The organism is Celeribacter sp. ULVN23_4, from assembly GCF_054788345.1.
Map to the genome: position 1 here is coordinate 286,789 of NZ_JBTVYO010000001.1, position 23,316 is coordinate 310,104.

Annotated in this window: 26 protein-coding genes; 11 read left to right on the top strand and 15 right to left on the bottom strand. The window is 60.0% G+C overall.

What is annotated here, in order from left to right; all coding sequences use genetic code 11:
- Nucleotide 1: 1 nt before the first annotated feature.
- Genes phnK through phnG form a run of 6 tightly spaced genes read right to left on the bottom strand, consistent with a single transcriptional unit; the run spans nucleotide 2 to nucleotide 4,114 of the window.
- The gene (gene phnK, locus ACYBHZ_RS01345; protein WP_460273173.1) at nucleotides 2-772 is read right to left on the bottom strand and encodes a phosphonate C-P lyase system protein PhnK; all 771 of its coding nucleotides are present in this window, start codon (nucleotides 770-772) and stop codon (nucleotides 2-4) included.
- Between the two features lie 2 nt (nucleotides 773-774).
- Nucleotides 775-1,635, bottom strand: coding sequence for an alpha-D-ribose 1-methylphosphonate 5-phosphate C-P-lyase PhnJ (locus ACYBHZ_RS01350; protein WP_460272380.1), 861 nt, complete (start codon nucleotides 1,633-1,635; stop codon nucleotides 775-777).
- Nucleotides 1,628-1,951 carry a hypothetical protein gene (locus ACYBHZ_RS01355; protein ID WP_460272381.1) on the bottom strand — a complete coding sequence of 108 codons (324 nt, stop codon included), beginning with the start codon at nucleotides 1,949-1,951 and terminating at the stop codon, nucleotides 1,628-1,630. The genes ACYBHZ_RS01350 and ACYBHZ_RS01355 overlap by 8 nt, the downstream gene beginning before the upstream one ends.
- On the bottom strand, nucleotides 1,948-3,036 hold the full coding sequence (locus tag ACYBHZ_RS01360) for a carbon-phosphorus lyase complex subunit (protein ID WP_460272382.1): 1,089 nt from the start codon (nucleotides 3,034-3,036) through the stop codon (nucleotides 1,948-1,950). The genes ACYBHZ_RS01355 and ACYBHZ_RS01360 overlap by 4 nt, the downstream gene beginning before the upstream one ends.
- The gene (gene phnH, locus ACYBHZ_RS01365) at nucleotides 3,036-3,617 is read right to left on the bottom strand and encodes a phosphonate C-P lyase system protein PhnH (RefSeq protein ID WP_460273174.1); all 582 of its coding nucleotides are present in this window, start codon (nucleotides 3,615-3,617) and stop codon (nucleotides 3,036-3,038) included. Before phnH ends, ACYBHZ_RS01360 begins: the two co-directional genes overlap by 1 nt.
- 29 nt (nucleotides 3,618-3,646) lie before the next feature.
- Nucleotides 3,647-4,114, bottom strand: coding sequence for a phosphonate C-P lyase system protein PhnG (phnG, locus tag ACYBHZ_RS01370; protein WP_460272383.1), 468 nt, complete (start codon nucleotides 4,112-4,114; stop codon nucleotides 3,647-3,649).
- Nucleotides 4,115-4,238: 124 nt separating this feature from the next.
- Here phnG and phnF point away from each other — a divergent pair, with 124 nt between their 5' ends.
- Entirely contained in the window at nucleotides 4,239-4,949 is a 711-nt protein-coding gene (gene phnF / locus ACYBHZ_RS01375) for a phosphonate metabolism transcriptional regulator PhnF (protein ID WP_460272384.1), read from the top strand.
- A gap of 84 nt (nucleotides 4,950-5,033) precedes the next feature.
- Complete coding sequence (locus tag ACYBHZ_RS01380) at nucleotides 5,034-6,212, top strand: alpha-D-ribose 1-methylphosphonate 5-triphosphate diphosphatase (RefSeq protein WP_460272385.1); 1,179 nt, start codon at nucleotides 5,034-5,036, stop codon at nucleotides 6,210-6,212.
- Nucleotide 6,213: 1 nt separating this feature from the next.
- Here ACYBHZ_RS01380 and ACYBHZ_RS01385 read toward each other — a convergent pair whose 3' ends face one another.
- The 5 genes from ACYBHZ_RS01385 to phnC form a co-directional block, all read right to left on the bottom strand.
- Nucleotides 6,214-6,828, bottom strand: a complete 615-nt coding sequence (locus tag ACYBHZ_RS01385) for an LbetaH domain-containing protein (RefSeq protein WP_460272386.1) — start codon at nucleotides 6,826-6,828, stop codon at nucleotides 6,214-6,216.
- A 110-nt stretch (nucleotides 6,829-6,938) separates the two neighbouring features.
- A complete protein-coding gene (phnE, locus tag ACYBHZ_RS01390; protein WP_460272387.1) occupies nucleotides 6,939-8,264 on the bottom strand; it encodes a phosphonate ABC transporter, permease protein PhnE in 1,326 nt (441 codons plus the stop codon).
- Nucleotides 8,261-9,160: a phosphonate ABC transporter, permease protein PhnE gene (phnE, locus tag ACYBHZ_RS01395; protein ID WP_460272388.1), complete on the bottom strand. Its 900-nt coding sequence runs from the start codon at nucleotides 9,158-9,160 to the stop codon at nucleotides 8,261-8,263. Before phnE (ACYBHZ_RS01395) ends, phnE (ACYBHZ_RS01390) begins: the two co-directional genes overlap by 4 nt.
- A gap of 61 nt (nucleotides 9,161-9,221) precedes the next feature.
- The gene (phnD, locus tag ACYBHZ_RS01400) at nucleotides 9,222-10,127 is read right to left on the bottom strand and encodes a phosphonate ABC transporter substrate-binding protein (RefSeq protein WP_460272389.1); all 906 of its coding nucleotides are present in this window, start codon (nucleotides 10,125-10,127) and stop codon (nucleotides 9,222-9,224) included.
- A 53-nt stretch (nucleotides 10,128-10,180) separates the two neighbouring features.
- Nucleotides 10,181-11,005 (bottom strand): phosphonate ABC transporter ATP-binding protein, encoded by an 825-nt coding sequence (phnC, locus tag ACYBHZ_RS01405; protein ID WP_460272390.1) that lies wholly within the window; start codon nucleotides 11,003-11,005, stop codon nucleotides 10,181-10,183.
- 246 nt (nucleotides 11,006-11,251) lie between these two features.
- Here phnC and ACYBHZ_RS01410 point away from each other — a divergent pair, with 246 nt between their 5' ends.
- Together ACYBHZ_RS01410 and ACYBHZ_RS01415 are read left to right on the top strand one after the other, a co-directional pair.
- The gene (locus tag ACYBHZ_RS01410; protein WP_460272391.1) at nucleotides 11,252-12,310 is read left to right on the top strand and encodes an AbrB family transcriptional regulator; all 1,059 of its coding nucleotides are present in this window, start codon (nucleotides 11,252-11,254) and stop codon (nucleotides 12,308-12,310) included.
- Between the two features lie 107 nt (nucleotides 12,311-12,417).
- Nucleotides 12,418-13,431: a glycosyltransferase family 2 protein gene (locus ACYBHZ_RS01415; RefSeq protein ID WP_460272392.1), complete on the top strand. Its 1,014-nt coding sequence runs from the start codon at nucleotides 12,418-12,420 to the stop codon at nucleotides 13,429-13,431.
- A 34-nt stretch (nucleotides 13,432-13,465) separates the two neighbouring features.
- Here ACYBHZ_RS01415 and rpe read toward each other — a convergent pair whose 3' ends face one another.
- Nucleotides 13,466-14,164: a ribulose-phosphate 3-epimerase gene (gene rpe / locus ACYBHZ_RS01420; RefSeq protein ID WP_460272393.1), complete on the bottom strand. Its 699-nt coding sequence runs from the start codon at nucleotides 14,162-14,164 to the stop codon at nucleotides 13,466-13,468.
- A 176-nt stretch (nucleotides 14,165-14,340) separates the two neighbouring features.
- Between rpe and ACYBHZ_RS01425 the strand changes: the two genes are divergently transcribed.
- From ACYBHZ_RS01425 to ACYBHZ_RS01435, 3 genes are all read left to right on the top strand, one after another.
- A complete protein-coding gene (locus ACYBHZ_RS01425; protein ID WP_460272394.1) occupies nucleotides 14,341-15,183 on the top strand; it encodes a helix-turn-helix domain-containing protein in 843 nt (280 codons plus the stop codon).
- Nucleotides 15,184-15,255: 72 nt separating this feature from the next.
- Nucleotides 15,256-16,269, top strand: a complete 1,014-nt coding sequence (gene deoC / locus ACYBHZ_RS01430) for a deoxyribose-phosphate aldolase (protein WP_460272395.1) — start codon at nucleotides 15,256-15,258, stop codon at nucleotides 16,267-16,269.
- 46 nt (nucleotides 16,270-16,315) lie between these two features.
- A complete protein-coding gene (locus ACYBHZ_RS01435) occupies nucleotides 16,316-18,646 on the top strand; it encodes an aldehyde dehydrogenase family protein (RefSeq protein ID WP_460272396.1) in 2,331 nt (776 codons plus the stop codon).
- A 39-nt stretch (nucleotides 18,647-18,685) separates the two neighbouring features.
- Here ACYBHZ_RS01435 and ACYBHZ_RS01440 read toward each other — a convergent pair whose 3' ends face one another.
- The 3 genes from ACYBHZ_RS01440 to ACYBHZ_RS01450 are packed head-to-tail and all read right to left on the bottom strand — an operon-like array spanning nucleotide 18,686 to nucleotide 20,208.
- A complete protein-coding gene (locus tag ACYBHZ_RS01440; protein ID WP_460272397.1) occupies nucleotides 18,686-19,213 on the bottom strand; it encodes a methyltransferase family protein in 528 nt (175 codons plus the stop codon).
- Nucleotides 19,210-19,845: a DUF1523 family protein gene (locus ACYBHZ_RS01445; protein ID WP_460272398.1), complete on the bottom strand. Its 636-nt coding sequence runs from the start codon at nucleotides 19,843-19,845 to the stop codon at nucleotides 19,210-19,212. The genes ACYBHZ_RS01440 and ACYBHZ_RS01445 overlap by 4 nt, the downstream gene beginning before the upstream one ends.
- A 9-nt stretch (nucleotides 19,846-19,854) precedes the next feature.
- Nucleotides 19,855-20,208 (bottom strand): hypothetical protein, encoded by a 354-nt coding sequence (locus ACYBHZ_RS01450; RefSeq protein WP_460272399.1) that lies wholly within the window; start codon nucleotides 20,206-20,208, stop codon nucleotides 19,855-19,857.
- 140 nt (nucleotides 20,209-20,348) lie between these two features.
- Here ACYBHZ_RS01450 and ACYBHZ_RS01455 point away from each other — a divergent pair, with 140 nt between their 5' ends.
- From ACYBHZ_RS01455 to ACYBHZ_RS01470, 4 genes are read left to right on the top strand one after another with little or no spacing between them, the layout of a single operon-like run.
- Complete coding sequence (locus ACYBHZ_RS01455) at nucleotides 20,349-20,792, top strand: MaoC family dehydratase (protein ID WP_460272400.1); 444 nt, start codon at nucleotides 20,349-20,351, stop codon at nucleotides 20,790-20,792.
- Nucleotides 20,793-20,823: 31 nt separating this feature from the next.
- A complete protein-coding gene (locus ACYBHZ_RS01460; RefSeq protein WP_460272401.1) occupies nucleotides 20,824-21,750 on the top strand; it encodes a bifunctional riboflavin kinase/FAD synthetase in 927 nt (308 codons plus the stop codon).
- Nucleotides 21,747-22,196, top strand: a complete 450-nt coding sequence (locus tag ACYBHZ_RS01465) for a YcgN family cysteine cluster protein (RefSeq protein WP_460272402.1) — start codon at nucleotides 21,747-21,749, stop codon at nucleotides 22,194-22,196. The genes ACYBHZ_RS01460 and ACYBHZ_RS01465 overlap by 4 nt, the downstream gene beginning before the upstream one ends.
- Nucleotides 22,196-23,233 carry a threonine aldolase family protein gene (locus ACYBHZ_RS01470; protein ID WP_460272403.1) on the top strand — a complete coding sequence of 346 codons (1,038 nt, stop codon included), beginning with the start codon at nucleotides 22,196-22,198 and terminating at the stop codon, nucleotides 23,231-23,233. The genes ACYBHZ_RS01465 and ACYBHZ_RS01470 overlap by 1 nt, the downstream gene beginning before the upstream one ends.
- Nucleotides 23,234-23,316: the final 83 nt, after the last annotated feature.

Sequence of the window (23,316 nt, forward strand, 5' to 3'; positions counted from 1 at the left end):
CTCAGACCTGCAAAACAGAAGAGACAAGAAGTTGGGTATAGGCATGTTGCGGGTCATCAAGCACCTGATCGGTCAGGCCATGTTCGACGACATGGCCGGATTTCATTACCATCAGACGATCCGCCAAAAGCCGAACAACAGCAAGGTCATGGGTGACGATGATCGCCGACAGCCCCATCTCCCGCACCAGCCCGCGCAAAAGATCGAGAAGTCGCGCCTGCACCGATACGTCCAAGCCCCCGGTCGGCTCGTCCATGAAGACAAGCCTTGGCCCGGTCACAAGGTTCCGCGCGATTTGCAGACGTTGCTGCATGCCGCCGGAGAAGGCCGAAGGTTTATCATCCACCCGGTCCTCGTTGATCTCGACACGGCCCAGCCAATCGATGGCCTGCGTGCGGATATTCCCGTAATGCCGCGCGCCGACCGCCATAAGCCGCTCGCCCACATTGCCGCCCGCAGACACACCCATGCGCAGCCCGTCGCGGGCATGTTGATGGACAAAGGCCCAATCCGTGCGCGACAACATCCGGCGCTCAGGCTCGGACATGGTCAGCGTATCGACCATGCCGCGATCACGGGTATCGAAAAGAACCTGCCCGCTATCCGGCGGCAAATGCCCGGCCATGCAGTTCAGAAGCGTCGATTTGCCGGAGCCGGACTCGCCCACGATGCCCATCACCTCGCCGGGATAGAGATCGAAAGACACATCCGTGCAGCCGACCCGCCCGCCGTAGGTTTTGCGGATGCCTTTGACGGTAAGAAGCGGTTGGATCGTCATTCTGCAGCCTCCGGGGACAAGCGCCCGCGATGGCCCGCAGCCTGACGCTCAGCGCAATAATCAGTGTCGGAACAGACGAACATCCGCCCGCCCTCATCGTCGATGATCACCTCATCGAGATAGGTATGCTCCGCCCCGCAAAGATCGCAGGGGTGGTTGGCTTTCGAGGCCTCGAACGGGTGATCTTCGAAATCGAGCGACACCACCTTCGTAAAGGGCGGCACGGCGTAGATACGTTGTTCGCGGCCCGCTCCAAACAATTGAATCGCCACCATTTCCATTTTCGGATTGTCGAATTTCGGGATCGGAGACGGGTCCATCACATAACGGCCCTCGACCTTGACCGGATAGGCATAGGAGGTGGCGATATGGCCGTGTTTGGCGATATCCTCGTAAAGCTTCACATGCATCAGCCCGTATTCTTCGAGCGCATGCATCTTGCGCGTCTCGGTCTCGCGCGGCTCAAGAAAGCGCAGCGGCTCCGGGATCGGCACCTGATAGACAAGGATTTGGCCTTCAGTCAGAGGCTCTTCGGGAATGCGGTGCCGGGTCTGAATGACCGTCGCCTCGCGGGTTTTCTCGGTCACCGCGATCTCGGCGGTCTTCTCGAAAAACTTGCGGATTGAGACGGCGTTCGTCGTGTCATCCGCGCCCTGGTCGATCACCTTGAGCACGTCTTCGGGCATCAAACAGGCGGCGGAGACCTGCACGCCGCCGGTGCCCCAGCCGTATGGCATTGGCATTTCGCGCGAGGCGAACGGCACCTGATAGCCCGGCACAGCGATCCCTTTGAGGATCGCGCGACGGATCATCCGCTTGGTTTGCTCGTCGAGATAGGCGAAGTTATAGTCAGACATAGGCGCCTCCCAAACGCGAAGCCGCGTGCTGAGTGTATTTCTGGTCAAGGTATATTTTATGAGCGATCTTCAGGACCAACTTGTCTGTCAGGACCCTAAAATTCTCAGTCAATTCATGTGCGAGCAAATTTACGCGCATCCGAACCTTTTCGTACTTCTGACCGGTTTGGTCTTTGGCCTCATCGGGCTGATCTTTCACAACGCGAGTCACACGCCAAAGTCCCGGAACTCTACGCTTGGAGATTCCGGCATTCACAGCAGCACCGGTTTCGATGGGTTTGATGGTAGCGGTGACGGCGGTTTTGACTGACATCATTCCGCCGCCTCCTTCGCATTTTCTGCGGCGATTTCCGCGCGCATTTTGCGGACCAGCTCCATCTCGGATTGGAAATCCACATAGTGTGGCAATTTGATATGTTCGAGAAATCCGGTCGCCTGAATGTTGTCACAATGATACAGGACGAATTCCTCATCATGTGCCGGGGAGTTCGAAACTTCGACGCCAAGTTCCTTGGAGCGCAGCGAACGGTCGACCAGCGCCATGGAAATCGCCTTGCGTTCCGTTTGACCAAAGGTCAGCCCGTAGCCCCGCGTGAACTGCGGCGGCTCCACTTTAGAGCCCGCGAATTTGTTCACCGTTTCACACTCGGTCAGCTCGACCTCGCCGACCTCAATCGAAAATCCCAGCTCGGGAACATCCATCTCCACCGCCACCTTGCCGATGCGCAACTCGCCCACAAACGCGTGGCTGTTGCCGTAGCCGCGTTGCGTCGAATAGGCCATCGACAGGATGAACCCTTCATCGCCCCGCGTCAGCGCCTGAAGCCGAAGCGCACGGTTGGCGGGAAGTTCCAAAGGTTCGCGGGTCAGGTCGGGCGGGGTGTCCTCACCCTCCGCCTCGGTCTGGATTAGGCCCTCTTTATTGAGGAAAGACGTCACATGCGGTGTCGGTTCGATCCGGGGATCGGCCTCGGCAGCCTCCGGCACCTCGCCCTCCGCCATCAGTTTGAAGTCAAGCAAACGGTGGGTGTAATCGAAGGTCGGGCCAAGCACCTGACCGCCCGGAACGTCCTTGAACGTTGCGGACACACGCCGGTCGCAGGCCATCTTGTCGGTCTCGACCGGATGCGAATGGCCGATGCGCGGCAGGGTCGTCCGATAAGCCCGCATAAGGAAAATCGCTTCAATCAGATCGCCGCGCGATTGCTTGATCGCCAAAGCGGCCAGATCGGGATCATAGAGAGACCCTTCCGTCATCACGCGATTGACGGCCAAAGCCAACTGCTCGCGGATTTGCGGCACAGAAAGCTCCGCAATCGAGGTGTCGCCACGGCGTTCTTCGGCGAGCCAGGCATGCGCATTGTCGATGGCGCGCTCGCCACCTTTTACAGCCACATACATCAGTTGGCCTCCATCATATCAGTCACCTGCGTGCTTCGCGGCAGACCGGCGATCTGCGTGCCGGCAGTGAAATAGAAATCGAGCCCAAGCGGGAAGAGCGCTGCATTCATCTGAAACGGCTCCAGCGCGGGCAAGGACAGGTTTGCCGTGGTTTCAATGCCCGGTCCGGTCAGCTTTGCGCCCTGCTGAGACAGCGCCTCCATCTCAACGATCAAGGTCGTGGAGCGGTCGGGATATTCTGCCGTCCCGATGGGGAAAGCCGTGACGGGCTGCAACGCATCCCAAGTGCCCAGCGCGAACATCGCCTTGGCAGGACCGACGATCGGCGCGCCGATCTGGAACGCAATCCAATCGCGGATTTCCGGCGTGTCATGCGCGCCCATCAGACAGAGCGGCGTCTCCGGATCGCAAAGGGTCAGCAGCAAACTCGCCGCCGCCTCGGACACCGGCGCAGGAGCTTGACCTCCTTTGATGTCATGGATCGTGCCGGGACGCGCGAGCGCTTCCAACGCAGCGCGAAAGGCGCGCGCGGCATCTTGCGGCGGGGATGTGAAGGCCCCGATCAAGCTTTGCTCAGTCATCTGGGGTTTCAGCATCTGGGGTTTCGGCATCAGTCTTCCCCTCTCACCATGGTGAAGAAATCCACTTTCGTTGCGGCGGCTTTCGCGGCACGTGCGGTCCGGGTCGCATCTTGCTCTTTGCCAAGCGGCACCAAGATTGCGCCCCGCATCTCATCAGCCCGCGCGCCCTGCATCAATGCATCCACAAGCGCGGCGTGTTCGGCCTGCTTCTTATCGCGGCCCTGCACATAGCCATGTCCGACCGCGCCGTTGTCCAACCGAAGCGAACAACGGGTGACCGTCATCTCACCGAGATTGAACGGCGCGCCGGAGCCGCCCATGCGCCCTCGCACCATGACACCGCCCACTTCAGGGCGGCGCAGCCAGTCAAACGCGGGAAGGTTCGGCAGTTTGCCAATCAACGCGGCCAATTGCGCCGCGTCGGATTTGGCCAAAAGCCCCATCCACGCCTTGCGGGCCTCCTGTTCAGGGGTGAGTGCTCCGTCCGGCTTTCCCATTGGCGTCCTCTTCATCTAGACAGCTTGCGGAGTTGTCTAAACTCCTATACAACTAGACAAATCATGGCCGATCCAATGCGACTCGGCAAGGGTAAATTCGTGAAACTTTGGTAACGGACCACTCATGCCCCGCACGCCAGTCTGGAAATCCATCGCGGAAACGCTGTCTGAAGAAATCGCCAAGGGCCATTATCGCCCCGGCGACAAGCTCCCGACGGAATCCGAACTCTCCGCACGCTTTGGCGTGAACCGTCACACCATCCGCCATGCCCTGTCCGACCTCACTGAACGCGGCATCACCCGCTCGCGGCGCGGCGCGGGGGTCTTTGTGCAAAGCGCGCCCGTGGATTACCCGATCGGCAAACGGGTCCGGTTTCACCAAAACATCCGCGCCACAGGCCGCCTGCCCCAGAAAAAGGTGCTGCGCCTCGAAACGCGTCCCTGCGACGAGACAGAAGCCGCGACCCTGAATCTGGAACTCGGCGCTTCGGTGCATGTGTATGAGGGCCTTTCCCTCTCCGGTGACGCCCCCGTCGCGCATTTCATCTCGATCTTCCCTGCCGCGCGCCTGCCCGGTCTCGTCGCGGCGTTGGAAGAGATCAGCTCAGTGACAGCGGCCCTCAAATCCATCGGCATCGAAGATTATCTGCGCTCGGAAACCCGCGTCAGCGCCGAACGCGCGACGGCGACACAAGCCTTGCACCTCGGATTGCGCGAGGGCGATCCGCTGCTGCGCACCGTGAGCCTCAACATCACGCCTGAAGGCACCCCCATTGAGCGCGGGATCACTTGGTTTGCCGGAGACCGCGTCACGTTAACTGTCACACCGGACTGATCCAAACGTCATCTGCGCGATACAAAACGCGGGTATTTCAACCTGAAATGGCAAAATGCCACCGTTCGTATTGCAGGTACCACCATGTCCGTTCTTCCTCCGCTGAGCTTTTCAGGCGCCTCCGTTCTCATAGACGGAGCCTTTCAGGCGACCTCGCTCTCCGTCGCCGGAGGTCGGATTCGCGATGAGGCTTTTGCCGAGGTCGATCTGACCGGTTATCTGATCCTACCGGGCATCATCGACCTGCATGGTGATGCGTTTGAACGCCACATCGCCCCGCGCCCGCGCGCCCCTTTCCCGATCCGCTCGGGGCTGGCGTCTGCGGCGCGCGATGCGGCGGCACATGGGGTCACGACCGCTTGGTTTGCACAGTGCTGGTCTTGGGAAGGCGGGCTTCGCGGCCCCGATTATGCCGAAGAACTTCTCGCCGAGATGCAGGCTTTCGAGGCCCATGCGCCCATCGACATTCGTCTGCAAATCCGCTGCGAGACCCATATGATCGACAGCCGCGAACGGCTTCTCGCCGCCATTCGCCGCTTTGGTGTGGATTACGTCGTGTTCAACAACCACCTGCCGGAAGCCATCGAGATCGCCAAGAAGGAACCGATAGAATTCGCCGCATGGGCAAAACGCGGCGGACGCACGTCGGAAGAATTCATTAAAGTGCTGCGCGAGGCCAAGGATCGCAAATCCGAAGTGCCGCGTCATCTCTGGCAACTGGCCGAGGCCTTCGACGCATTGGGCGTGCGCTACGGCAGCCATGACGATCCGGACGCCGAAACCCGTGAAGAATTCCGTCTTCTGGGCGCGCATATCGCGGAATTCCCGATCTCTGAGAAAGCCGCCGCCGCCGCCAAGGCCATGGGTGATCCGGTTTTGATGGGCGCCCCGAACGTCGCGCGCGGCGGCTCGCAGGCGGGCAATATCTCGGCGCAGAAACTGATCGAGCGCGGGCTTTGCGATGCGCTTGTGTCGGATTACCACTACCCCGCCCTGCCCGCTGCGGCTTGGGCGCTTGTGGACAAGAAGGTCAAAACTCTGGCGCAGGCCTGGGCTCTGATCTCAACCCATCCGGCGCAGATCATGGGCCTGAAAGATCGCGGCACCCTCGCGCCCGGCAAACGGGCGGACTTCGTGGTGATCAACGCGGAAACGCGCGAGATCGAAGCCACCATCTCCGGCGGGCGCATCGCCTATCTGACCGGGCGTGCGGGTCAAAGACTTGCAAGCGCGGGCGGCGATCTGCGCCTCGCGGCGGAATAAATCACTCGTATTTTTCGATAAAGGCTTCGGCCTTGAGCGCGCGAAAATCCTCAAGCGCCAGACGCAGACGAGCGTGATCCCAGTCCCACCAGCCAAGCGCCTCCATCCGATCCGCGATCCCATCGGGATAGCGCGAGCGCATCGGAGCGGAAGGCACACCGGCGACGATCATATAGGGCGGCACATCCTTGGTCACGACAGCGCCGGAGGCAACGATGGCCCCGTTCCCAATGGTGACTTCGGGCTTGATGATCGCGCCGTGACCGATCCAAGTGTCATGCCCGATCACCGTGCGCCGCGAAGCGCGTCGCTCAAAAAAAACGGCATCGTCCGCCGCGTCCTCCCAGTAATAGGACGAGCGATAGAGAAAGTGATGCAGCGACGCGTTTTCATAGGGGTGATCGGTCGGCCCGATGCGGGTAAAGGCCGCGATGTTGGAGAATTTGCCAATCGTCGTGTTGGCGATATCCGAATATTGCTCGCAATAGGAATAATCCCCAAGCTCCGAGTTCAGAACCCGCGCGCCCTTGCCGACCTCGCAATAGGCTCCAAAGGTGGAATTCTGCACCTCTGCCTCTTCGTGCAAAAAGGGCTCAGTCGCGCTCAGTTTCGGCATGTCTCACCTGTTTGAAAATCCGGAAGGCCTCCGGCGGGAGTATTTCGACCACAAAGGAAACCCGGTTTCAAACCTTGTTTCCAGCCGCATTTCCTTTGTGCCGAAAATACTCACTCACCCTTGATCAGTTTACGCCGCAGCCAGCTGGAGAAGCTGTCCATCGCCATGACCAGAAGCACCACGAGGACGATGTAATAGGACACCTCTTCCCAGTCCTTTTGAGTGATCATGGCCTGCGTCAGCAAAAGTCCGATCCCGCCCCCGGTGATCGCGCCGATGATGGTCGCGGAACGGGTGTTGGATTCAAGAAAATAGAGCACCTGCGAGAGCAGCACGGGGACGATCTGTGGGATCACGCCAAACCGGTAGCGTTGCAAAGGTTTTGCGCCTGTGGAGGCGACGCCTTCGATCTGTTTCTCGTCGACGTTTTCGAGCGCCTCGGAAAAGAGCTTTCCGAAAGAGCCCGTGTCCGTGAACAGGATCGCCAGCGCGCCGGTCAGAGGACCGGGTCCGAAGGCACGCGACAGGAGGATGGTCCAGATCAGCCCATCAACACCGCGCAGAAAGTCAAAAAGACGCCGCGCCGCCATGCGGACCGCGATGAGCGGCGCGAAATTACGTGCAGCGAGGAAAGCCAGCGGCAGAGCGATAATCGCCGCACCAAAGGTCCCAAGGAAGGCCATGAGAACCGTCTCAAAAAGCGCCCAAGCGGTGTCGCCATGACGCCAGATCGCGTTGTTCCAGAAATCCTGCCATGCGCCCGTGAGGTTCGAGCGTGTCGGATCGATACGTTCACCGAACAGGATGTCAGACAGGCTATGCCCGTAATAGGGGCTTTCCAGCGTGTACCAGAACAGTTCCCAGCCGAAGTCATAGACAAAGACCTCAGTCCGCGCCTTGGTCAGCGACAGTCGCGCGGCGTCGGTCGTCACCATGAGGCGGGTTTTCGACCATGAAATCCAATCCGGGAGCGTCTCCGTGTCCAGATTGATCGTCACCCCCGCGCTGCGGCTTTGCGTCGCCTCAATCACACCGAAGCCCGGCACGTCGTAGCGGACAACATCTCCGGCGATCTCGATGGTGCCGCCATCGTCGAGGGTGATGGTGGCGGCATCCTCACCGACCTTAACCCAACCCGGATAGTTGGAGGCATCATAGGTGCCTTTGCGCTCACCTTCGACGGCGACTTCAATGCCACCGGAACGGTTGTTGCGCTCGACATGGGTCTTGTAGCTGTAAGTGTCGGAGACCAGCGTGACAGCGTTGTCCCAGCGCATCCGCCCGGCAAGCCCCGCAAGGTCGAAAGCAAAGACAATATAGACGAAATAGGCCAGGATCACGACTGGCGCAGCAAAGGCCATGAGACGTTTGCGGGCGATCAGGGATTTGGCGCGTGCATGCATGTCAACGGGCGAGTTGGCGGCGGCAAGGCTCATTGCACGGCTCCTTTTTGCGGCCCTTTCATCGAGCCATGCGTCAGACGATTGCGCACCACGGAGGACATCTGGTCAAAGAACACGATGGTCAGGAACAGAAGGATGAAGACGGCGGCGGCTTCATCGAATTTGCCCTGCCCCCAAGAGATCGCGTTCTTAAGCTCGTAGCCAATGCCGCCCGCGCCCACGAAACCGAGGATCGCGGAGGCGCGGATGTTGATCTCGAAGCGCAAGAGCGCGTAGGAAAACCAGTTCGGCGCGACCTGCGGCACAAGGCCCAGCAACATGCGCTGCGGCCATGTGGCCCCAACGGAAGCGAGCCCTTCGAGTGGCTTTTGATCGGCGTTCTCGTTCACCTCGCAGAACAGCTTGCCCAGCGCACCAACGGTATGAAATGCGATGGCGATGGCGGCAGGCACCGGGCCGCCCCCAAGAACAAAGATCAGCACAAGCGCAATCACAATCTCAGGGATCGCACGCATCAGGTCCATCATGCGGCGAAACAGCGGAATGAGACGCGGCCACGGCGCCAGCCCTTGAGTGGACAGCAAAGAGAGAAGGATCGCCCCAAATGCGCCGGTCAGGGTTGCAACGGCGGCGATATTGACGGTCTCGATCAAAGCGGGCAGCGCATCGCGAAGGTGCTCGGGCAGGTTCGCGCGTTTTTCCCAGGCCTCAGCAATCACATCGGCAGGAAAATCGAAAATATGCGGCAAGCCGGGCAGAAATCCACCGGCGTTGCGGTCATTGGCGATGCCGAAACCGGTCGCCAGAAGAAGGACGAACACCAATAGCATGATCCCGCCATACAGACGGCGCTGACGGGTGAGCGCCATGTAATGGGCGCGGGTCGCGTCCAACGCGGCGCCCGTGGAAGCAGCTGTGAGATCGGCCATGTCGGGAGGTCCTTCAAGAGAAAGACCCCGCGCAAAACGCGGGGTCTGAGATCAGATGCGCTTAGTTGGATTTCGCCAGACGCGCAGCCACGATGGATTTGTAGGCGTCGTGGGAGATCGGATCGAAACCAAGGCTTTCGCCAGCAGCCACACCATAGGCACAGTCCGCATCGGTTTCCTGAAGACCATCAACCAGAGCGGTCATGGTGGCTTTCACGTCGTCCGGCAGAGCTTTGCGCAGAACAACCGGGCCTTCCGGGATCGGCTTGGAGCGCCAGATTTCCACGAGATCGTTCATGTCGATGAGGCCCGCGTCCACAGCTTTGCGCAGCGCGCCGGAGTTGTAGCCATCTTCCCAAGCGCCCTGACCATCGGCCCAGGTCACACCAGCGTCGATGTCACCGTTGTTCACAGCAACGATGGTCTGCTCATGACCGCCGGTGAATTTCACTTCACCGAAGTAGTCGCCGCTTTCCATGGTGATGCCGTCTTTGTACTGCGGGATCTCGATGGAGGGGATCAGGTAGCCGGAGGTGGAGTTCGGGTCACCGAAACCGAAGGTCTTGCCCTTCATGTCGTCGAGGGAGGTGATGCCGCTTTCTTTGCGGGCAAAACCGATGGAGTGGTAACCGTAGGACCCATCCAAGTTGATTTTCACCAGAACCGGCTCAACGGCATCCGGGTCTTGGATGTAAACGCCAGCATAGGAAGACGCGCCGAGCCAAGCCATGTCGATGGTGCCGCCCAGAAGGCCCTGCATCACACCGTTGTAATCAGCCGGGGCGAAAAGTTTCACCGGAACGCCCAGAGCGTCTTCCGCGTATTTGCGCAGACATTCGTTGGAATTCAGACGGTCTTGAGCGTTTTCGCCGCCCAGCAGACCGATGTTGAATTCTTTGATCTCCTGAGCATTGGCGGCACCGGCGAGCACGGTGGTGGCCAGAGCGGCAGCAAGCAGTTTTTTCATCATTCTCTCCAGTTGATAGACCCGCGTGAGTTCGGTTTGTGCGGGTGAAAGGGTCAGACAGTCACTTTCGCGAGGCGGCGTTCGACCTCCTCGACATCCTCGTGATCACGGATTTCGGTCGAGGTCGCAGCCTCGGAAAAGTCAGCGCCAGCCCCGTAGATGTCGCGCGCGACACCGGTGGTGAGCTGGGCGGGCGTGCCATCAAACACCACGCGCCCGTCGCGCATGCCGATGATGCGGTCGCAATAGCGCCGTGCGGTGTCGAGCGTATGAAGGTTCGCGATCACCATGCGCCCGTCTTCGTCATGAATGCGGCGCAGCGCTTCCATAACAGTCTGGGCGTTCATCGGATCGAGCGAGGCAATAGGTTCGTCGGCGAGGATCACTTTGGGGTCTTGCATCAGGGCGCGGGCGATGGCGACGCGTTGCTGCTGACCACCGGAAAGCGCTTCGGCACGTTTTTCGGCATGTTCAGAAATGCCAAGACGACCGAGAATGTCGATCGCCTTGTGAATGTCTTCTTCGGGATAGAGGTTGAACATGGTCGCCAAAGTGGAGCGACGGCCCAAGGTGCCATGCAGCACGTTGGACACAACATCCATGCGCGGGACGAGGTTGAACTGTTGAAAGATCATCGCGCAATCAGATTGCCAATGGCGCTTATCAGCCCCTTTGAGTGCAAGCACATTGCGTCCTTCGAACAGAAGCTCACCCTCGGAGGCATCGGTCAGACGGTTCATCATCCGCAGGAAAGTCGATTTCCCCGCTCCGGACCGCCCAATGATCCCGATCATCATCGACCGGTCGATGCTAAAGCTGACATTGTCTACGGCCGCTTTGGTGCCGAACCGCTTCGTCAGGCTTTTCACTTCGAGCATATTTGCCCCCCTCTTGTTCGCTGGCGGCGATAAAGCACAGGGACTGAATCGCTTCTGTGACAGGGGTGAAAAAGATTTGTGACAGCGCGAATGACGGCTGTTTTGGGACCAATCTGCGAGGCGAGCTGCCTATCTATCACGACGGATGCGCAAGACGTGTGCGCAATTCCCACTGGCGCACACCTTGCTCCGAAACAGGCGCACGTTATGTTGGCGCGACAAAATGTCTTCCATAGGACCCTGCTTTTGATTGCACTGCCCCCCAGAAAACGCCTGTTTCTCATTGGATTGACACTTTTGATCGGCACGGCGGGCGGTGTGGGCTTTCATCTCGCAAACATGCCCCTGCCTTGGATGCTCGGCCCGATGCTGGTGATCTTTGCCTGTGTGATGTCCGGCATCCCTCTGGAGGCACCGAACCAGCTCCGCCCCATCGTCATCCCGGTGATCGGCGTCATGCTGGGATCAAGCTTCGACACGGAGACATTCGCACATCTGAGCCGCTGGGGCCTCTCACTGGCCGGGCTCGCGGTCTACATCGCCATCTCCGCTGCACTTGTGGTTCCGTTCTATATCAAGATCGGTCGGCTCGATCCGATCACCGCGTTTTTCTCGGCCATGCCCGGCGGCCTCAACGAGATGACGGTGATCGGCAGCGCGCTTGGCGGCGATGAAAAGCGGATCATTCTGGCCCATGCCGGTCGGATCGTTGTGACCATCTCGATCATCGCGCTCTATTTCCGGGTCTTTCTCGGCTACGAGGTCACCGGCATTGCCCTCAAAAGCGACGGCCCAGCGATCACACTGTCGAGCGGTGTCATCCTTCTGATTTGCGCCATCGTGGGCGCATGGGGCGGCACCAAGCTCAAACTCCCCGCCCCCGGCCTTTTGGGTCCGATGATCCTGTCCGGCGCTGTTCACATGACCGGCCTCACCCACAGCGCCCCGCCCGCCCTTTTGGTCATCGCGGCACAAATCATCTTGGGCACGAACATGGGCAGCCGTTTTCGCGGCGCACGCCCCGCGCTGGTCTTCGCCACATTGGCGCTCACCTTCGGCGGCACTTTGATCATGATGGCGCTGTCCCTGGGCTTTGCCATCGGATTTCACGGGCTGTTCGGGCAATCCATCGAGCAAGTTCTTCTCGCCTACGCCCCCGGCGGGCTCACCGAGATGTCGCTTGTCGCGCTCGCGATGCATGCCGAGGTGGCCTATATTGCGATCCACCATCTGGTGCGAATCGTGATCCTCGTGGCCGTTGCCCCGACCCTTCTCTCCAAAATCGCCTCTCGGATTGGATATTGACCGCCGCCCGAGGCAAACTTGACTTGTTCAGGTCGGTATGAGACCAAAGTTCTCAGGGAAGAACTGAGTGCGGTCACACAAAGCGCCGCGCGACAGGTAGGTTGAGTTTGAAAACACTCGCAATCACATGCATCCGCGACGAAGCCCCTTGGCTCCTCGACTGGATTGCCCACCATAAAGCGGCTGGCTTTTCCCATTTCCTGATCGCTTCACACGATTGCACCGATGGATCCGACACGCTTTTGGATGCGCTTGATCACGCCGGGATCGTCACACATGTTCCGTTCCGCCCGGAAGGTGAGAAATCCGTGCAATGGCAGGCGCTCAAGCTTCTGTCCAATCATCCGCTCTATAAGAAGGCCGAGCTCGCACTGTTCTTCGACGTCGATGAATATCTCGTGCTCGAAGACGGGGCGACGCTCACCGGGCTTTTGTCCGAGAATGCCGATGCCGTGCCGCTCCGTTGGCATCTGTTCGGCAACAGTGGCATCGGGTCTTGGGACGACCGGCCCGTGACGGAACGGTTCACGATGTCCGCCCCGGACGAGATTGCCCTCCCGCTCGCGCATTTTTTCAAAACGCTGCACCGGCCCGCGGCGTTCAAAGGCCTTGGCGTCCATCGCCCCAAGCCGCACAAAGACCAAACCCCGCGCTGGGTCTCAGCGAACGGCAAAGCGCTTCCCGCCCAGTTCGCCGCGCAAAACAGCCGGATTAACCTGTTCGGCCTGCCGCAAGACGGCACCAAAGCCTGGCTCAATCACTATTCCGTCCGCTCGATTGAGGAATTCGTGCTCAAAGCCGCGCGCGGCCTTCCCAATCACATGCATAAGGCAATCGGTCCGGGCTATTGGGCCGAGCGCAATTTCAACACCGTTGAAGACCTCCGTATCGCGCCCATGCGCTCCGCCGCCGAGGCCGCCCGTGCAGAGCTTGCAGACTTCAACGATCTCCATGCAGCCAGCATCGCCCGTCACCGCGACCGTCTCAAAGCCTTGATCGCACACCGTTCCGTCGTCGAGCTGATGTGGCAACTCACACTTTTGCCCGGCTCGACGCCGCCCGGCCCAACACAATTGGCCGCGCATCTCACGCGCCTCAAAGCCTTGACCCAAGACAGCTGAGACATTCCAAGGACCAGAAATCCCGGTGAGGTGATCAGCGCGCAGCTTCGGCTGCGGCGCGGATCGCGCGGATGTTTTCGCCGTAAGGCACCGGGTTGATCACGGAACCGCCCTTGAACACGGCAGAGCCCGCAACAAGCGCGTCGGCCCCGGCAGCAGCCATCAGCGGTGCCGTGGTCGAGTCGATCCCGCCGTCGATCTCGATGTGAATCGGACGGTCGCCGATCATCGCGCGCAATTCTTTCACCTTCTCGATTTGCGAGTGAATGAATTTCTGCCCACCGAAACCCGGGTTCACGGTCATCACGCAGATCAGATCGACCATGTCCAACAGGTATTCAACGCTTTCCGCCGGGGTGCCCGGATTGAGCGCAACACCGGCTTTCATCCCCGCGCCGCGGATCGCTTGCAGCGTGCGGTGAATATGCGGCCCGGCCTCCACATGCGCGGTCAGGATATCGGCCCCGGCATCGGCAAACGCATCGATATAGGGATCGACAGGGGCGATCATCAGGTGCACGTCCATCACCGTCTTGATATGCGGGCGGATCGCTTTGCACATCGCCGGACCAAAGGTCAGGTTTGGCACGAAATGCCCGTCCATCACATCGACATGGATCCAGTCGGCCCCATGGGCTTCAACGGCCTGAATTTCGCGACCGAAATCGGCGAAATCTGCGGCAAGAATGGAGGGGGCGATTTTGATGCTACGGTCGAAACCCGGAACGGTCATCTGGCGAATCCTTGAACTTGGCGGCGTTGAAGCGAGCATCTACCCGATGCGCCCGCCTCTGTCACGCTGTTGCGACTGCTTTGGAATGCGGCAAACGGACCTTAGCGGCCCATTTTTCTGCTCTCTCTTCAGATAAAACATGCGAAATCGCGAATTTTCCATGCTAGTATGAAGACATGCTTACGACCGCATTGCGACAGGCCGACATCTTATCCAAAGGGGAAGATTTCCATTTTTCCCGCAGCGTCCTGTCCCGGTCGCGCCCGAAATCGCTTCACGATCAGGATTATTACGAACTGTTCTGGCTCCACAACGGCCGCGCGCGCCTTGTGACCGAAGGCGCCCGGCTGTCCCTCTCGGAAGGCGATCTCGTTTTTCTTGCCCCCGGCTTGCCTCATGCGCTTCAGGGGCTGGGCGAGGAAAGCCACATCGTCAATATCATCGTGCGACGCAAACGGATCAAGGAACTGGTCGCGCGCTTTCCCGAGATGCACAGCTATTTCCCAGACCCCGGCTCCATGCCCGTGCAGGTGCATCGCGACATTCGCCAGATGGCCCATCTGTCCACCGCCGCCAAAGCCCTCGAAGCCGCGCCGCGCCAAGCCCTTTATCTCGAAGCCTTCCTGCTGCCCCTTCTGGCCGAATTGATTTCCGAGGCGCACGACAGACCAGAGGCCGTCCCCGTCTGGCTCTCCGACGCCCTGCTCCGCACCGAAGACCCGAACGTGTTTCGCGACGGCGCAGCGGGTCTCGTGGCGCAATGCGGCAAGGCGCATGCCCATGTCGCGCGCACCATGCAAAGCTGCCTTGGCCAAACCCCGTCGGATTACGTCAATCATCTGCGCATGGATTACGCTGCGCGCCGCCTCAAAGGCACGCCAGACAGTTTGGCCGAGATCGCGACAGACATCGGCCTGCACAATATGAGCCATTTTCATCGCCTGTTTCGCGCCCGCTTTGGCATGACGCCACGGCAATATCGCGTAAAATATCAAAAAGGCGTGGTGCAACCAGTTTGACCGAATGGTCAATGATTGCCAAACTCCTCCGTCCATGCCAGCTTGCAGCCCAAGTGAAAACGGAGCTTTTCAATGAGCACAACCGATACATCCGCCACGGCCTCCATCGAGGCCACCGAGACGGCCCATCTGCCGCAACTTCATGAACCGCGCAATCCGGGCATGGAGCTGGATCTCGACATCGTCGAACGGCAACGGGTCAACACCTCCGCCGTCGAGCGCCGCTGCGCGGGATTGCCGGGCCGACGCTCCGTGAAGAAAGACCATCAGGCCGCATGGCTTTTGAAGGCGATCACCATGATCGACCTGACAACGCTTGCGGGCGATGACACCGCTGGCCGCGTGCGCCGCCTTTGCGCCAAAGCCGCCCATCCGGTGCGCGCCGATCTGCTGGACGCCATGGGCATGGGACCGATCACCACCGGCGCTGTCTGCGTCTATCACGACATGGTGGAAACCGCCGTTGAAGCGCTGGACGGCACGGGCATTCCGGTGGCCGCCGTTTCGACCGGCTTCCCGGCAGGTCTTTCACCCTATCACCTGCGGGTCAAAGAGATCGAGGAAAGCGTCAAAGCGGGCGCGAAAGAGATCGACATCGTGATCTCCCGCCGCCACGTCCTGACCGGCAATTGGCAAGCACTTTACGACGAGATGCGCGAGTTCCGCGCCACCTGCGGCGAGGCACATGTGAAAGCCATTCTGGCAACCGGCGAGCTCGGCTCGCTGCGCAATGTCGCGAAGGCATCCCAAGTCTGCATGATGGCGGGCGCGGATTTCATCAAAACCTCGACCGGCAAGGAAAGCGTCAACGCCACCCTGCCCGTCTCGCTGGTGATGATCCGGGCCGTGCGCGACTATTACGCCCGCACAGGCTACCGCATCGGCTACAAACCGGCGGGCGGGATTTCCAAAGCGAAGGACGCTTTGGTCTACCTGTCTCTGATCAAGGAAGAGCTGGGCGATCACTGGCTGTCGCCGCATCTGTTCCGCTTCGGGGCCTCCTCGCTTTTGGGCGACATCGAGCGGCAGTTGGAGCATCATGTGACCGGGCAGTATTCTGCCGCGTGGCGTCACGCCATCGGATGACGACGTACATGAGTATTTTTGCCAAGAAAAAGCAGGGACGCGGGCAATGAGCGTGAAAGAGATCTTCGAGACCATGGACTATGGCGCAGCGCCGGAGAGCGCGACGGAAGCCCTGAACTGGCTGATGGACGGCGGAGACCGCTTCGGGCTGTTCATCGGCGGCAAAATGACTGAGCCGGGCGCGGTGTTTGAGGCAAAGAACCCGGCGACAGGCGAGGTTCTGGCTCATCTGACACAGGCGACTGAGGCCGATGTCGATGCTGCCGTGGCCGCAGCGCGCAAAGCCCAAAGCAAATGGGCCAAGGACGGCAAAGCCCGCGCCAAAGTACTCTATGCGCTTGCGCGTCTGGTGCAAAAACACGCGCGCCTCTTCGCCGTGCTCGAAACTCTCGACAACGGCAAGCCGATCCGCGAAAGCCGCGATATCGACGTGGCTTTGGTGGCCCGGCATTTCTATTACCATGCGGGCATGGCCCAGCTCATGGACGAGGAACTGCCGGGACGTGAGGCGCTTGGCGTCTGCGGCCAGATCATTCCGTGGAACTTCCCGCTTCTGATGCTGGCGTGGAAAGTCGCGCCCGCAATTGCCATGGGCAACACGGTGGTACTCAAACCCGCCGAATACACCTCCCTCACCGCTTTGCTTTTTGCACAGATTTGCCAAGAGGCCGGTGTCCCGAAAGGCGTCGTCAACATCGTGACCGGCGACGGCGCGGTGGGCGAGATGATCGTGACCCATCCGGGCGTGGACAAAATCGCCTTCACCGGCTCCACCGCCGTGGGTCGCCGCATTCGCGAGGCCACCGCAGGGTCGGGCAAATCGCTGACTTTGGAACTGGGCGGCAAGTCGCCTTACATCGTCTTTGAGGACGCCGATATCGACAGCGCCATTGAAGGGCTGGTCGATGCGATTTTCTTCAACCAAGGACAAGTCTGCTGCGCAGGCTCGCGCCTTCTGGTGCAGGAAGGCATTGCCGAGGATTTCCACAAACGCCTCATCGCGCGCATGAACAATCTGCGCATCGGCAACCCGCTCGACAAATGCATCGACGTGGGCGCCATCGTAGATCCCGTGCAGCTTGAGCGGATCGAAAGCCTCGTCGCCAAGGGCGGCTCTGAGGGCACGGTGCATCAGCCGGTGGCCGCGCCGGAAGGCTGTTTCTATCCGCCCACTCTGGTCTCGGGATTGGAGCCGTCTTCCCTGTTGATGCAGGAAGAAATCTTTGGCCCGGTGCTGGTCTCCACCACCTTCCGCACGCCCGCCGAGGCGGCGCAGGTGGCAAACAACACGCGCTATGGCTTGGCGGCGTCCGTGTGGACCGAGAACGTCAATCTGGCGCTCGACATTGCGCCGAAACTGGTCGCCGGTGTCGTCTGGGTCAACGGGTCGAACATGTTCGACGCCGCAGCAGGCTTTGGCGGCGTGCGCGAGAGCGGCTTTGGCCGCGAAGGCGGTTGGGAAGGTCTCATGGCCTACACCAAGCCCAAAGGCAAAGCGACGCCCGTGAAGCCCGCGAAGGCGCATGTCAAACCCGATGACGTCGAGGTTCAGAGCCTCGACCGCACCGCAAAACTCTATATCGGCGGCAAACAGGCGCGGCCAGATGGCGGCTATTCTCAGGCGGTCTACTCCCCTAAGGGCAAGCTTCTGGGTCATAGCTCCATTGCCAGCCGCAAGGACATTCGCAACGCCGTCGAAGCCGCGCAGGGTGCCAAAGGCTGGGCGAAAGCCACCGCCCACAACCGCGCGCAGGTGCTTTATTTCGTGGGCGAGAACCTCTCCGCCCGCACCGATGAATTCGCCACACGCATCCGCGACCTGACTGGCACCACCGAGGCGAAAGCACAGGCGGAAGTGGCGGAGGCCATCGACACGCTCTTCACCTTTGCCGCATGGTGCGACAAGCTCGACGGCGCTGCGAAACCCGTGCCGATGCGCGGTGTCGCCCTCGCCATGAACGAACCTGTCGGTGTGATCGGCGCGTTTTGCGATGACCGCCCGCTGGCCGGGCTGATCGACGTGATCGCCCCGGCCATCGCCATGGGCAACCGTGTGATCGCCGTGGCTTCCGAAGCCTATCCTTTGGCCGCCACGGATTTCTATCAAGTGCTCGATACTTCGGATGTACCCGCAGGCGTCGTCAACATCTTGACCGGCCCGCATGGCGATCTGGCGAAAACCATGGCCGGGCATATGGATGTGGAGGCGGTCTGGAGCTTCTCCTCCGCTGAGATTTCCGCTGTGATCGAGAAAGAAAGCACTGGAAACCTGAAGCGCACTTGGGTCAACAACGGGTTGAGCCGGGCATATCCCGCGCGGGATTGGTTGGCGCAGGCGACCGAAGTCAAGACGATCTGGGTGCCTTACGGGGAATGACCAGGCGGAGAATAAGGAAAGGGGCCGAAAGGCCCCTTTTTAAATGCGCCAAATCCAGCGCGGCGTTTTCTCGGAATAGCGTCGCCAATCGGCATTCTGGCCCAGAACGACCTCTTCGGAACGCACCTGCATCACAGCAGAGAAGGTCATGATCACGGCGGCGGCCGCCATAGGCAGGCCCACAAGCGGGGTCAGAAACCAGCTCAGCGCGATTTGCCCGACAAAGACCGGATTGCGGGAAAGCCGAAACGGCCCGCCGGTAACGATCTCGCCGATCGCGCCCTCCTTGGTACCGATGCGCCAAGAGCGGCCCATATAGGCCTGCGCATAGAGCGCGAAAACGGCAGAGACAGCCGAAGGTACGATCCAGATCGGCGCGCCGCCTGCCCGTGTCACCACGGGCCAGAGGACAAGGATCGCGAACGCGATGCGAAAGCCCCAGGCCGCCCCGGCTTGGCCCGCGTCAAACAGCCAAAGCTTTTGCCCGCTCCTGCGCGCTAGTGCAGCGGTCAGCGCCAAAAAACCGGCGACATAGCCCGCACTGAGCAACCAGACTGCAAAAGTCATTTGCGGAACCAGCCTTTCACCTTGTCCACCGCGCTGTCCTTTTTCTCGTCCGCAAGTTCCAGCACGTCCTCGACATCCTCGACCAAGGGTTCAATCGTGCGTTGGCGGAACTGTTGCCAGATCCGGTAGAGCGTGACGACGAACAGGAACAAAAACGTCAGGATGATGATATTCGCCCAAGGGATGATCCGCACGTCCGGCCCAGACACCGGTTTGATGCCCATCGCATTCGGGAAAATCGACAAAAGCTCTGAGCGCCAACCGTAATGGGTTACCGAGACCCATTCGGGATTGGCCTTGGTAGAGATTGCGTCATTGGCCTCCGTATAGAGGTTCGCCGTGTCGAACTTGAAATAGGGCGGCCAGCCCCAGCCCGTGTCCTCATTGCGATAGACGATGGATTTGCCGTTCGTGCGCACCGCCTGAATGAATTGCACGTCGCGGGTTTGATCCCCCGTGGTCGAGCCATTGTCTGTCGCTTGCCAGAACATCGTCGTCCAGCCGGACAAATCCTGTCGCTCTTCATAGGTATTCACGATCCGCACGATGTCATGCTGCGGCAGGGTGTAATGAAAGAACCCTCCGACAAAGAGCACGATCAGGGCGATCAGAGTCCATTTCACATAGCGCATCGAAGGGCCTCACATAAAATTCGTCACGTAGAAGATCGCGACAAAGGCGATCAGCGGCAGAATGTAGACCAAAAGCAAGAGCTTCGGCCGGAAAGAGCGCTCGTAGTCGCGCATTCCCTTCTCCACATAAGCCCCTCTGTCGCCAATGGAACCCTCTTCTTCCCATTCGTTTTCCAGCCGCTCGCGCGTGACGGAACGTAGATAGACGCCGAGGAGCAGATATAGCCCCGTCAGCAAGATGAAACCGATGATGAGAAAACGCAGGAAACCGAGCATAGCTCTCCCCATGAGGCAGGTGCCAACAAACTGACTGAGGAGAGTGTAGCCGCGCAGACGGAGCAGCGTCGAGACGCTTTCATGCATCCCCACGGCCTCCACAAGCAACAAGAAAGTAATTTATTTCCGAATATTGCGCAAACATACAAATTTTCTTTCGCGCAATATTGTTTCTTTCTGGATTTCGCTTTATGCTGCGATGCAACATGAGGAAGGAATCGGAGACCATGTTGGACAATCAGCCGCGCGGAACCATCTGCATCGAGGATATCGAGATCGGCATGACGCGGTCTTTGCGCAAGACCATCACCGATCGTGACATTGAACTGTTCGGAGAAGTGTCCACCGACCACAACCCGGTGCATTTCGATGACGCCTATGCCAAGGATACGATTTTCGAGGGCCGGATCGCCCATGGCATGCTCACCGCCGGATTGATTTCCGCCGTGATCGGCGAGCAGCTTCCGGGCCATGGCACGATTTACATGGGACAGACCCTGAAATTCCTCGCGCCGGTGCGTCCGGGCGACACAGTGCTCGCAGAAGTGACAGTGACCGATATCGTGCACGGGAAACGCCGGGTTGCCCTTGATTGTCGCTGCACCGTGGGCGATACCGTGGTCTTGAAAGGCGAAGCCATGGTGCTTGCGCCGAGCCGCAAATTCGATTGACGACGCGGGGGGCTGCCTCGCGAGGAGCCCCATGCAGATCTACACGCACTGGACCGACATTCCCGAAGAGGCCAAAGGCTGTTCTGCGGCGATTGGAAATTTCGACGGCGTCCATCGCGGCCACCGCCATGTGATCGACCTTGCACGCGCCCACGGGCCGCTGGGCATCGTCACTTTCGAGCCGCATCCGCGTGAGTTCTTTGCTCCGGGCGCCCCGCCCTTCCGCCTCATGAATGCCGAGTCCAAGGCCAACCGTTTGGCGAAACTCGGTGTCGAGCATCTGTTTCAGTTGCCGTTCAACGCAGACCTTGCCGCCAAGACGCCCGAAGAGTTCGCCCGTGAGATCATTGTCGAGGGGCTTGGCCTCAAACATATCGTGGTCGGCGCGGATTTCTGTTTCGGGTCAAAACGCGCGGGCACTGTCGAAGACCTGAAACGGTTCGGCGACGAGATGGGCTTTGGCGTCACCGTTGCCGACCTGCTCAAAACCGACAGCGGCGTGTCCTCCTCTTCCGCAATCCGGGCCGCTCTGGCCGAAGGGCAGCCCCGCAAGGCTCATGAAATGCTGGGCCACTGGCACCGCATCGAAGGCAAGGTGAACCACGGGGACAAGCGCGGTCGCGATCTTGGTTTTCCGACGGCGAACATGTCCATCGACGGCCTTCATGCACCAAAATTCGGCGTTTACGCGGTTCTGCTCGATGTGCTGACCGGTCCGCACAAAGGCCATTATCAGGGCGCCGCCTCTCTGGGCGTCAAACCGACCTTCGGCGCGAACATGCCCTGCCTTGAGACGTTCATCTTCGATTTCAAAGGCAGCCTTTACGACGAACACCTCTCCGTGGCCTTCGTCGAGTATCTCCGCCCGGAACTCGTGTTCAGCGGCGTCGAAGGCCTGATCAACCAAATGAACGCTGATTGCGATCAGGCGCGGGAGATTCTCGGGGCCTTGGAATGAGCAAGCGTCCCCGTTTTTGGGAGACCGTTCCGCTCACCAAGATGACCGATGAGGAATGGGAAGCGCTTTGCGATGGCTGCGGCAAATGCTGCCTCAACAAGATCGAAGACGCGGACACTGGTGAGGTCTTTCTGACCCGTGTCGCCTGCCGCCTCTTGGACGATTATTCCTGCCAATGCGGTCAATATGAGATTCGCAAGAAACTCGTGCCCGAATGCATCCGGCTTTCCCCGGAAAATATCGAAAGCCACGCCTACTGGATGCCCACCACCTGCGCTTATCGCCTTTTGTGGCAGGGTCGCCCCCTCCCCGATTGGCACCCGCTTCTGACCGGCGATCCCGAGAGCGTCCATGCCGCCGGGATTTCCGTGCGCGGTATGACCGTGCCGGAATTCGAGGTCGATGAGGAAGATTGGGAAGACCATATCATTGAGGAGCCCAACTGATGTTTTTCGGATCCGACAACACCTCCGGCGTGCACCCGAAGATCATGGAAGCGCTCGCCAAGGCGAATGACGGTTACGCAGCCCCCTATGCGGGCGACCGTTGGACGGCGGAACTGACCGAGCGGCTGCGCGACATGTTTCAGGCTCCCGATGCGCTGGTCTATCCGATGACCTCCGGCACCGGGACGAATGCCGCGCTTCTGGCGGCGATGACCCCGCCTTGGGGCATCATCTATTGCCACAAGACCGCACATATCGAAGTCGATGAACGCAATTCGGTGCCCTTCTATTCAGGTGGCGCGAAGCTCAAGCTTCTGACCGGCGAAGGCAGCCGTATGACACCGGATGAGCTGCGCGATGCCGTGATTGGCGACACCGCGAAAGACGATGTACATGCCAGCCCACCTGCCGCCGTGTCCCTGACCAACCTCACCGAGTTCGGGGAGCTTTACCGACCCACGGATATAGCCGCTCTCGCAGAGGCCTCTCGCCTGCCGCTGCATTTCGACGGCGCACGTTTCGCCAACGCCATGGCGGCCAGTGGTGCAACACCTTGGGAGATGACCCGCGAACTCGCAACTTTGTCTTTGGGCGCGACCAAAACCGGCGCGATGGGGGCGGAAGCCGCAGTGCTATTCGATCCGTCCTACAAAGACGCCTTCGAGAGCCAGCGCATGCGCGGCGGACACAACCTGTCAAAAGCTCGCTATATTTCGGCGCAGATGCTGGCGTGGCTTGAGGGTGACCTCTGGCTCGAATTGGCGACGCAGGCCAATGCCATGGGCGCGCGTCTGGCACGGGGCCTTTCGGAGATCGGTGGAGAGCTGGCCTATAAGGTCGAGGGCAATCTCGTCTTCGCCCGCCTGCCTCGCAAGATGCATGTAAAGGCCAAAGCCAAAGGCGCGGTCTATAATATGTGGGGCGCGGGAACGGCGCTGGCCGGTGATCCGGAAGAGCCTCTGCTCGCCCGTTTCGTCGCAAGCTGGTCCACGGTTGAAGCTGATGTAGACGCGCTCCTCGCGGCTTTTGCAGACTGAACGCCTGACTTCGTCCCCCATATTTCTTCGTCTCTCTTAACCTCGCATTAAGGTTAATCTGATTAAGCTTAATGCGAGGTAAA

Coding starts and splice junctions, on each gene's coding strand:
- ACYBHZ_RS01350 (WP_460272380.1), bottom strand. CDS start 1,635: ATGTCTGACTATAACTTCGCCTATCTCGACGAGCAAACCAAGCGGATG.
- ACYBHZ_RS01355 (WP_460272381.1), bottom strand. CDS start 1,951: ATGATGTCAGTCAAAACCGCCGTCACCGCTACCATCAAACCCATCGAA.
- ACYBHZ_RS01360 (WP_460272382.1), bottom strand. CDS start 3,036: ATGTATGTGGCTGTAAAAGGTGGCGAGCGCGCCATCGACAATGCGCAT.
- phnH (WP_460273174.1), bottom strand. CDS start 3,617: ATGACTGAGCAAAGCTTGATCGGGGCCTTCACATCCCCGCCGCAAGAT.
- phnG (WP_460272383.1), bottom strand. CDS start 4,114: ATGGGAAAGCCGGACGGAGCACTCACCCCTGAACAGGAGGCCCGCAAG.
- phnF (WP_460272384.1), top strand. CDS start 4,239: ATGCCCCGCACGCCAGTCTGGAAATCCATCGCGGAAACGCTGTCTGAA.
- ACYBHZ_RS01380 (WP_460272385.1), top strand. CDS start 5,034: ATGTCCGTTCTTCCTCCGCTGAGCTTTTCAGGCGCCTCCGTTCTCATA.
- ACYBHZ_RS01385 (WP_460272386.1), bottom strand. CDS start 6,828: ATGCCGAAACTGAGCGCGACTGAGCCCTTTTTGCACGAAGAGGCAGAG.
- phnE (WP_460272387.1), bottom strand. CDS start 8,264: ATGAGCCTTGCCGCCGCCAACTCGCCCGTTGACATGCATGCACGCGCC.
- phnE (WP_460272388.1), bottom strand. CDS start 9,160: ATGGCCGATCTCACAGCTGCTTCCACGGGCGCCGCGTTGGACGCGACC.
- phnD (WP_460272389.1), bottom strand. CDS start 10,127: ATGAAAAAACTGCTTGCTGCCGCTCTGGCCACCACCGTGCTCGCCGGT.
- phnC (WP_460272390.1), bottom strand. CDS start 11,005: ATGCTCGAAGTGAAAAGCCTGACGAAGCGGTTCGGCACCAAAGCGGCC.
- rpe (WP_460272393.1), bottom strand. CDS start 14,164: ATGACCGTTCCGGGTTTCGACCGTAGCATCAAAATCGCCCCCTCCATT.
- ACYBHZ_RS01425 (WP_460272394.1), top strand. CDS start 14,341: ATGCTTACGACCGCATTGCGACAGGCCGACATCTTATCCAAAGGGGAA.
- deoC (WP_460272395.1), top strand. CDS start 15,256: ATGAGCACAACCGATACATCCGCCACGGCCTCCATCGAGGCCACCGAG.
- ACYBHZ_RS01435 (WP_460272396.1), top strand. CDS start 16,316: ATGAGCGTGAAAGAGATCTTCGAGACCATGGACTATGGCGCAGCGCCG.
- ACYBHZ_RS01440 (WP_460272397.1), bottom strand. CDS start 19,213: ATGACTTTTGCAGTCTGGTTGCTCAGTGCGGGCTATGTCGCCGGTTTT.
- ACYBHZ_RS01445 (WP_460272398.1), bottom strand. CDS start 19,845: ATGCGCTATGTGAAATGGACTCTGATCGCCCTGATCGTGCTCTTTGTC.
- ACYBHZ_RS01450 (WP_460272399.1), bottom strand. CDS start 20,208: ATGCATGAAAGCGTCTCGACGCTGCTCCGTCTGCGCGGCTACACTCTC.
- ACYBHZ_RS01455 (WP_460272400.1), top strand. CDS start 20,349: ATGTTGGACAATCAGCCGCGCGGAACCATCTGCATCGAGGATATCGAG.
- ACYBHZ_RS01460 (WP_460272401.1), top strand. CDS start 20,824: ATGCAGATCTACACGCACTGGACCGACATTCCCGAAGAGGCCAAAGGC.
- ACYBHZ_RS01465 (WP_460272402.1), top strand. CDS start 21,747: ATGAGCAAGCGTCCCCGTTTTTGGGAGACCGTTCCGCTCACCAAGATG.
- ACYBHZ_RS01470 (WP_460272403.1), top strand. CDS start 22,196: ATGTTTTTCGGATCCGACAACACCTCCGGCGTGCACCCGAAGATCATG.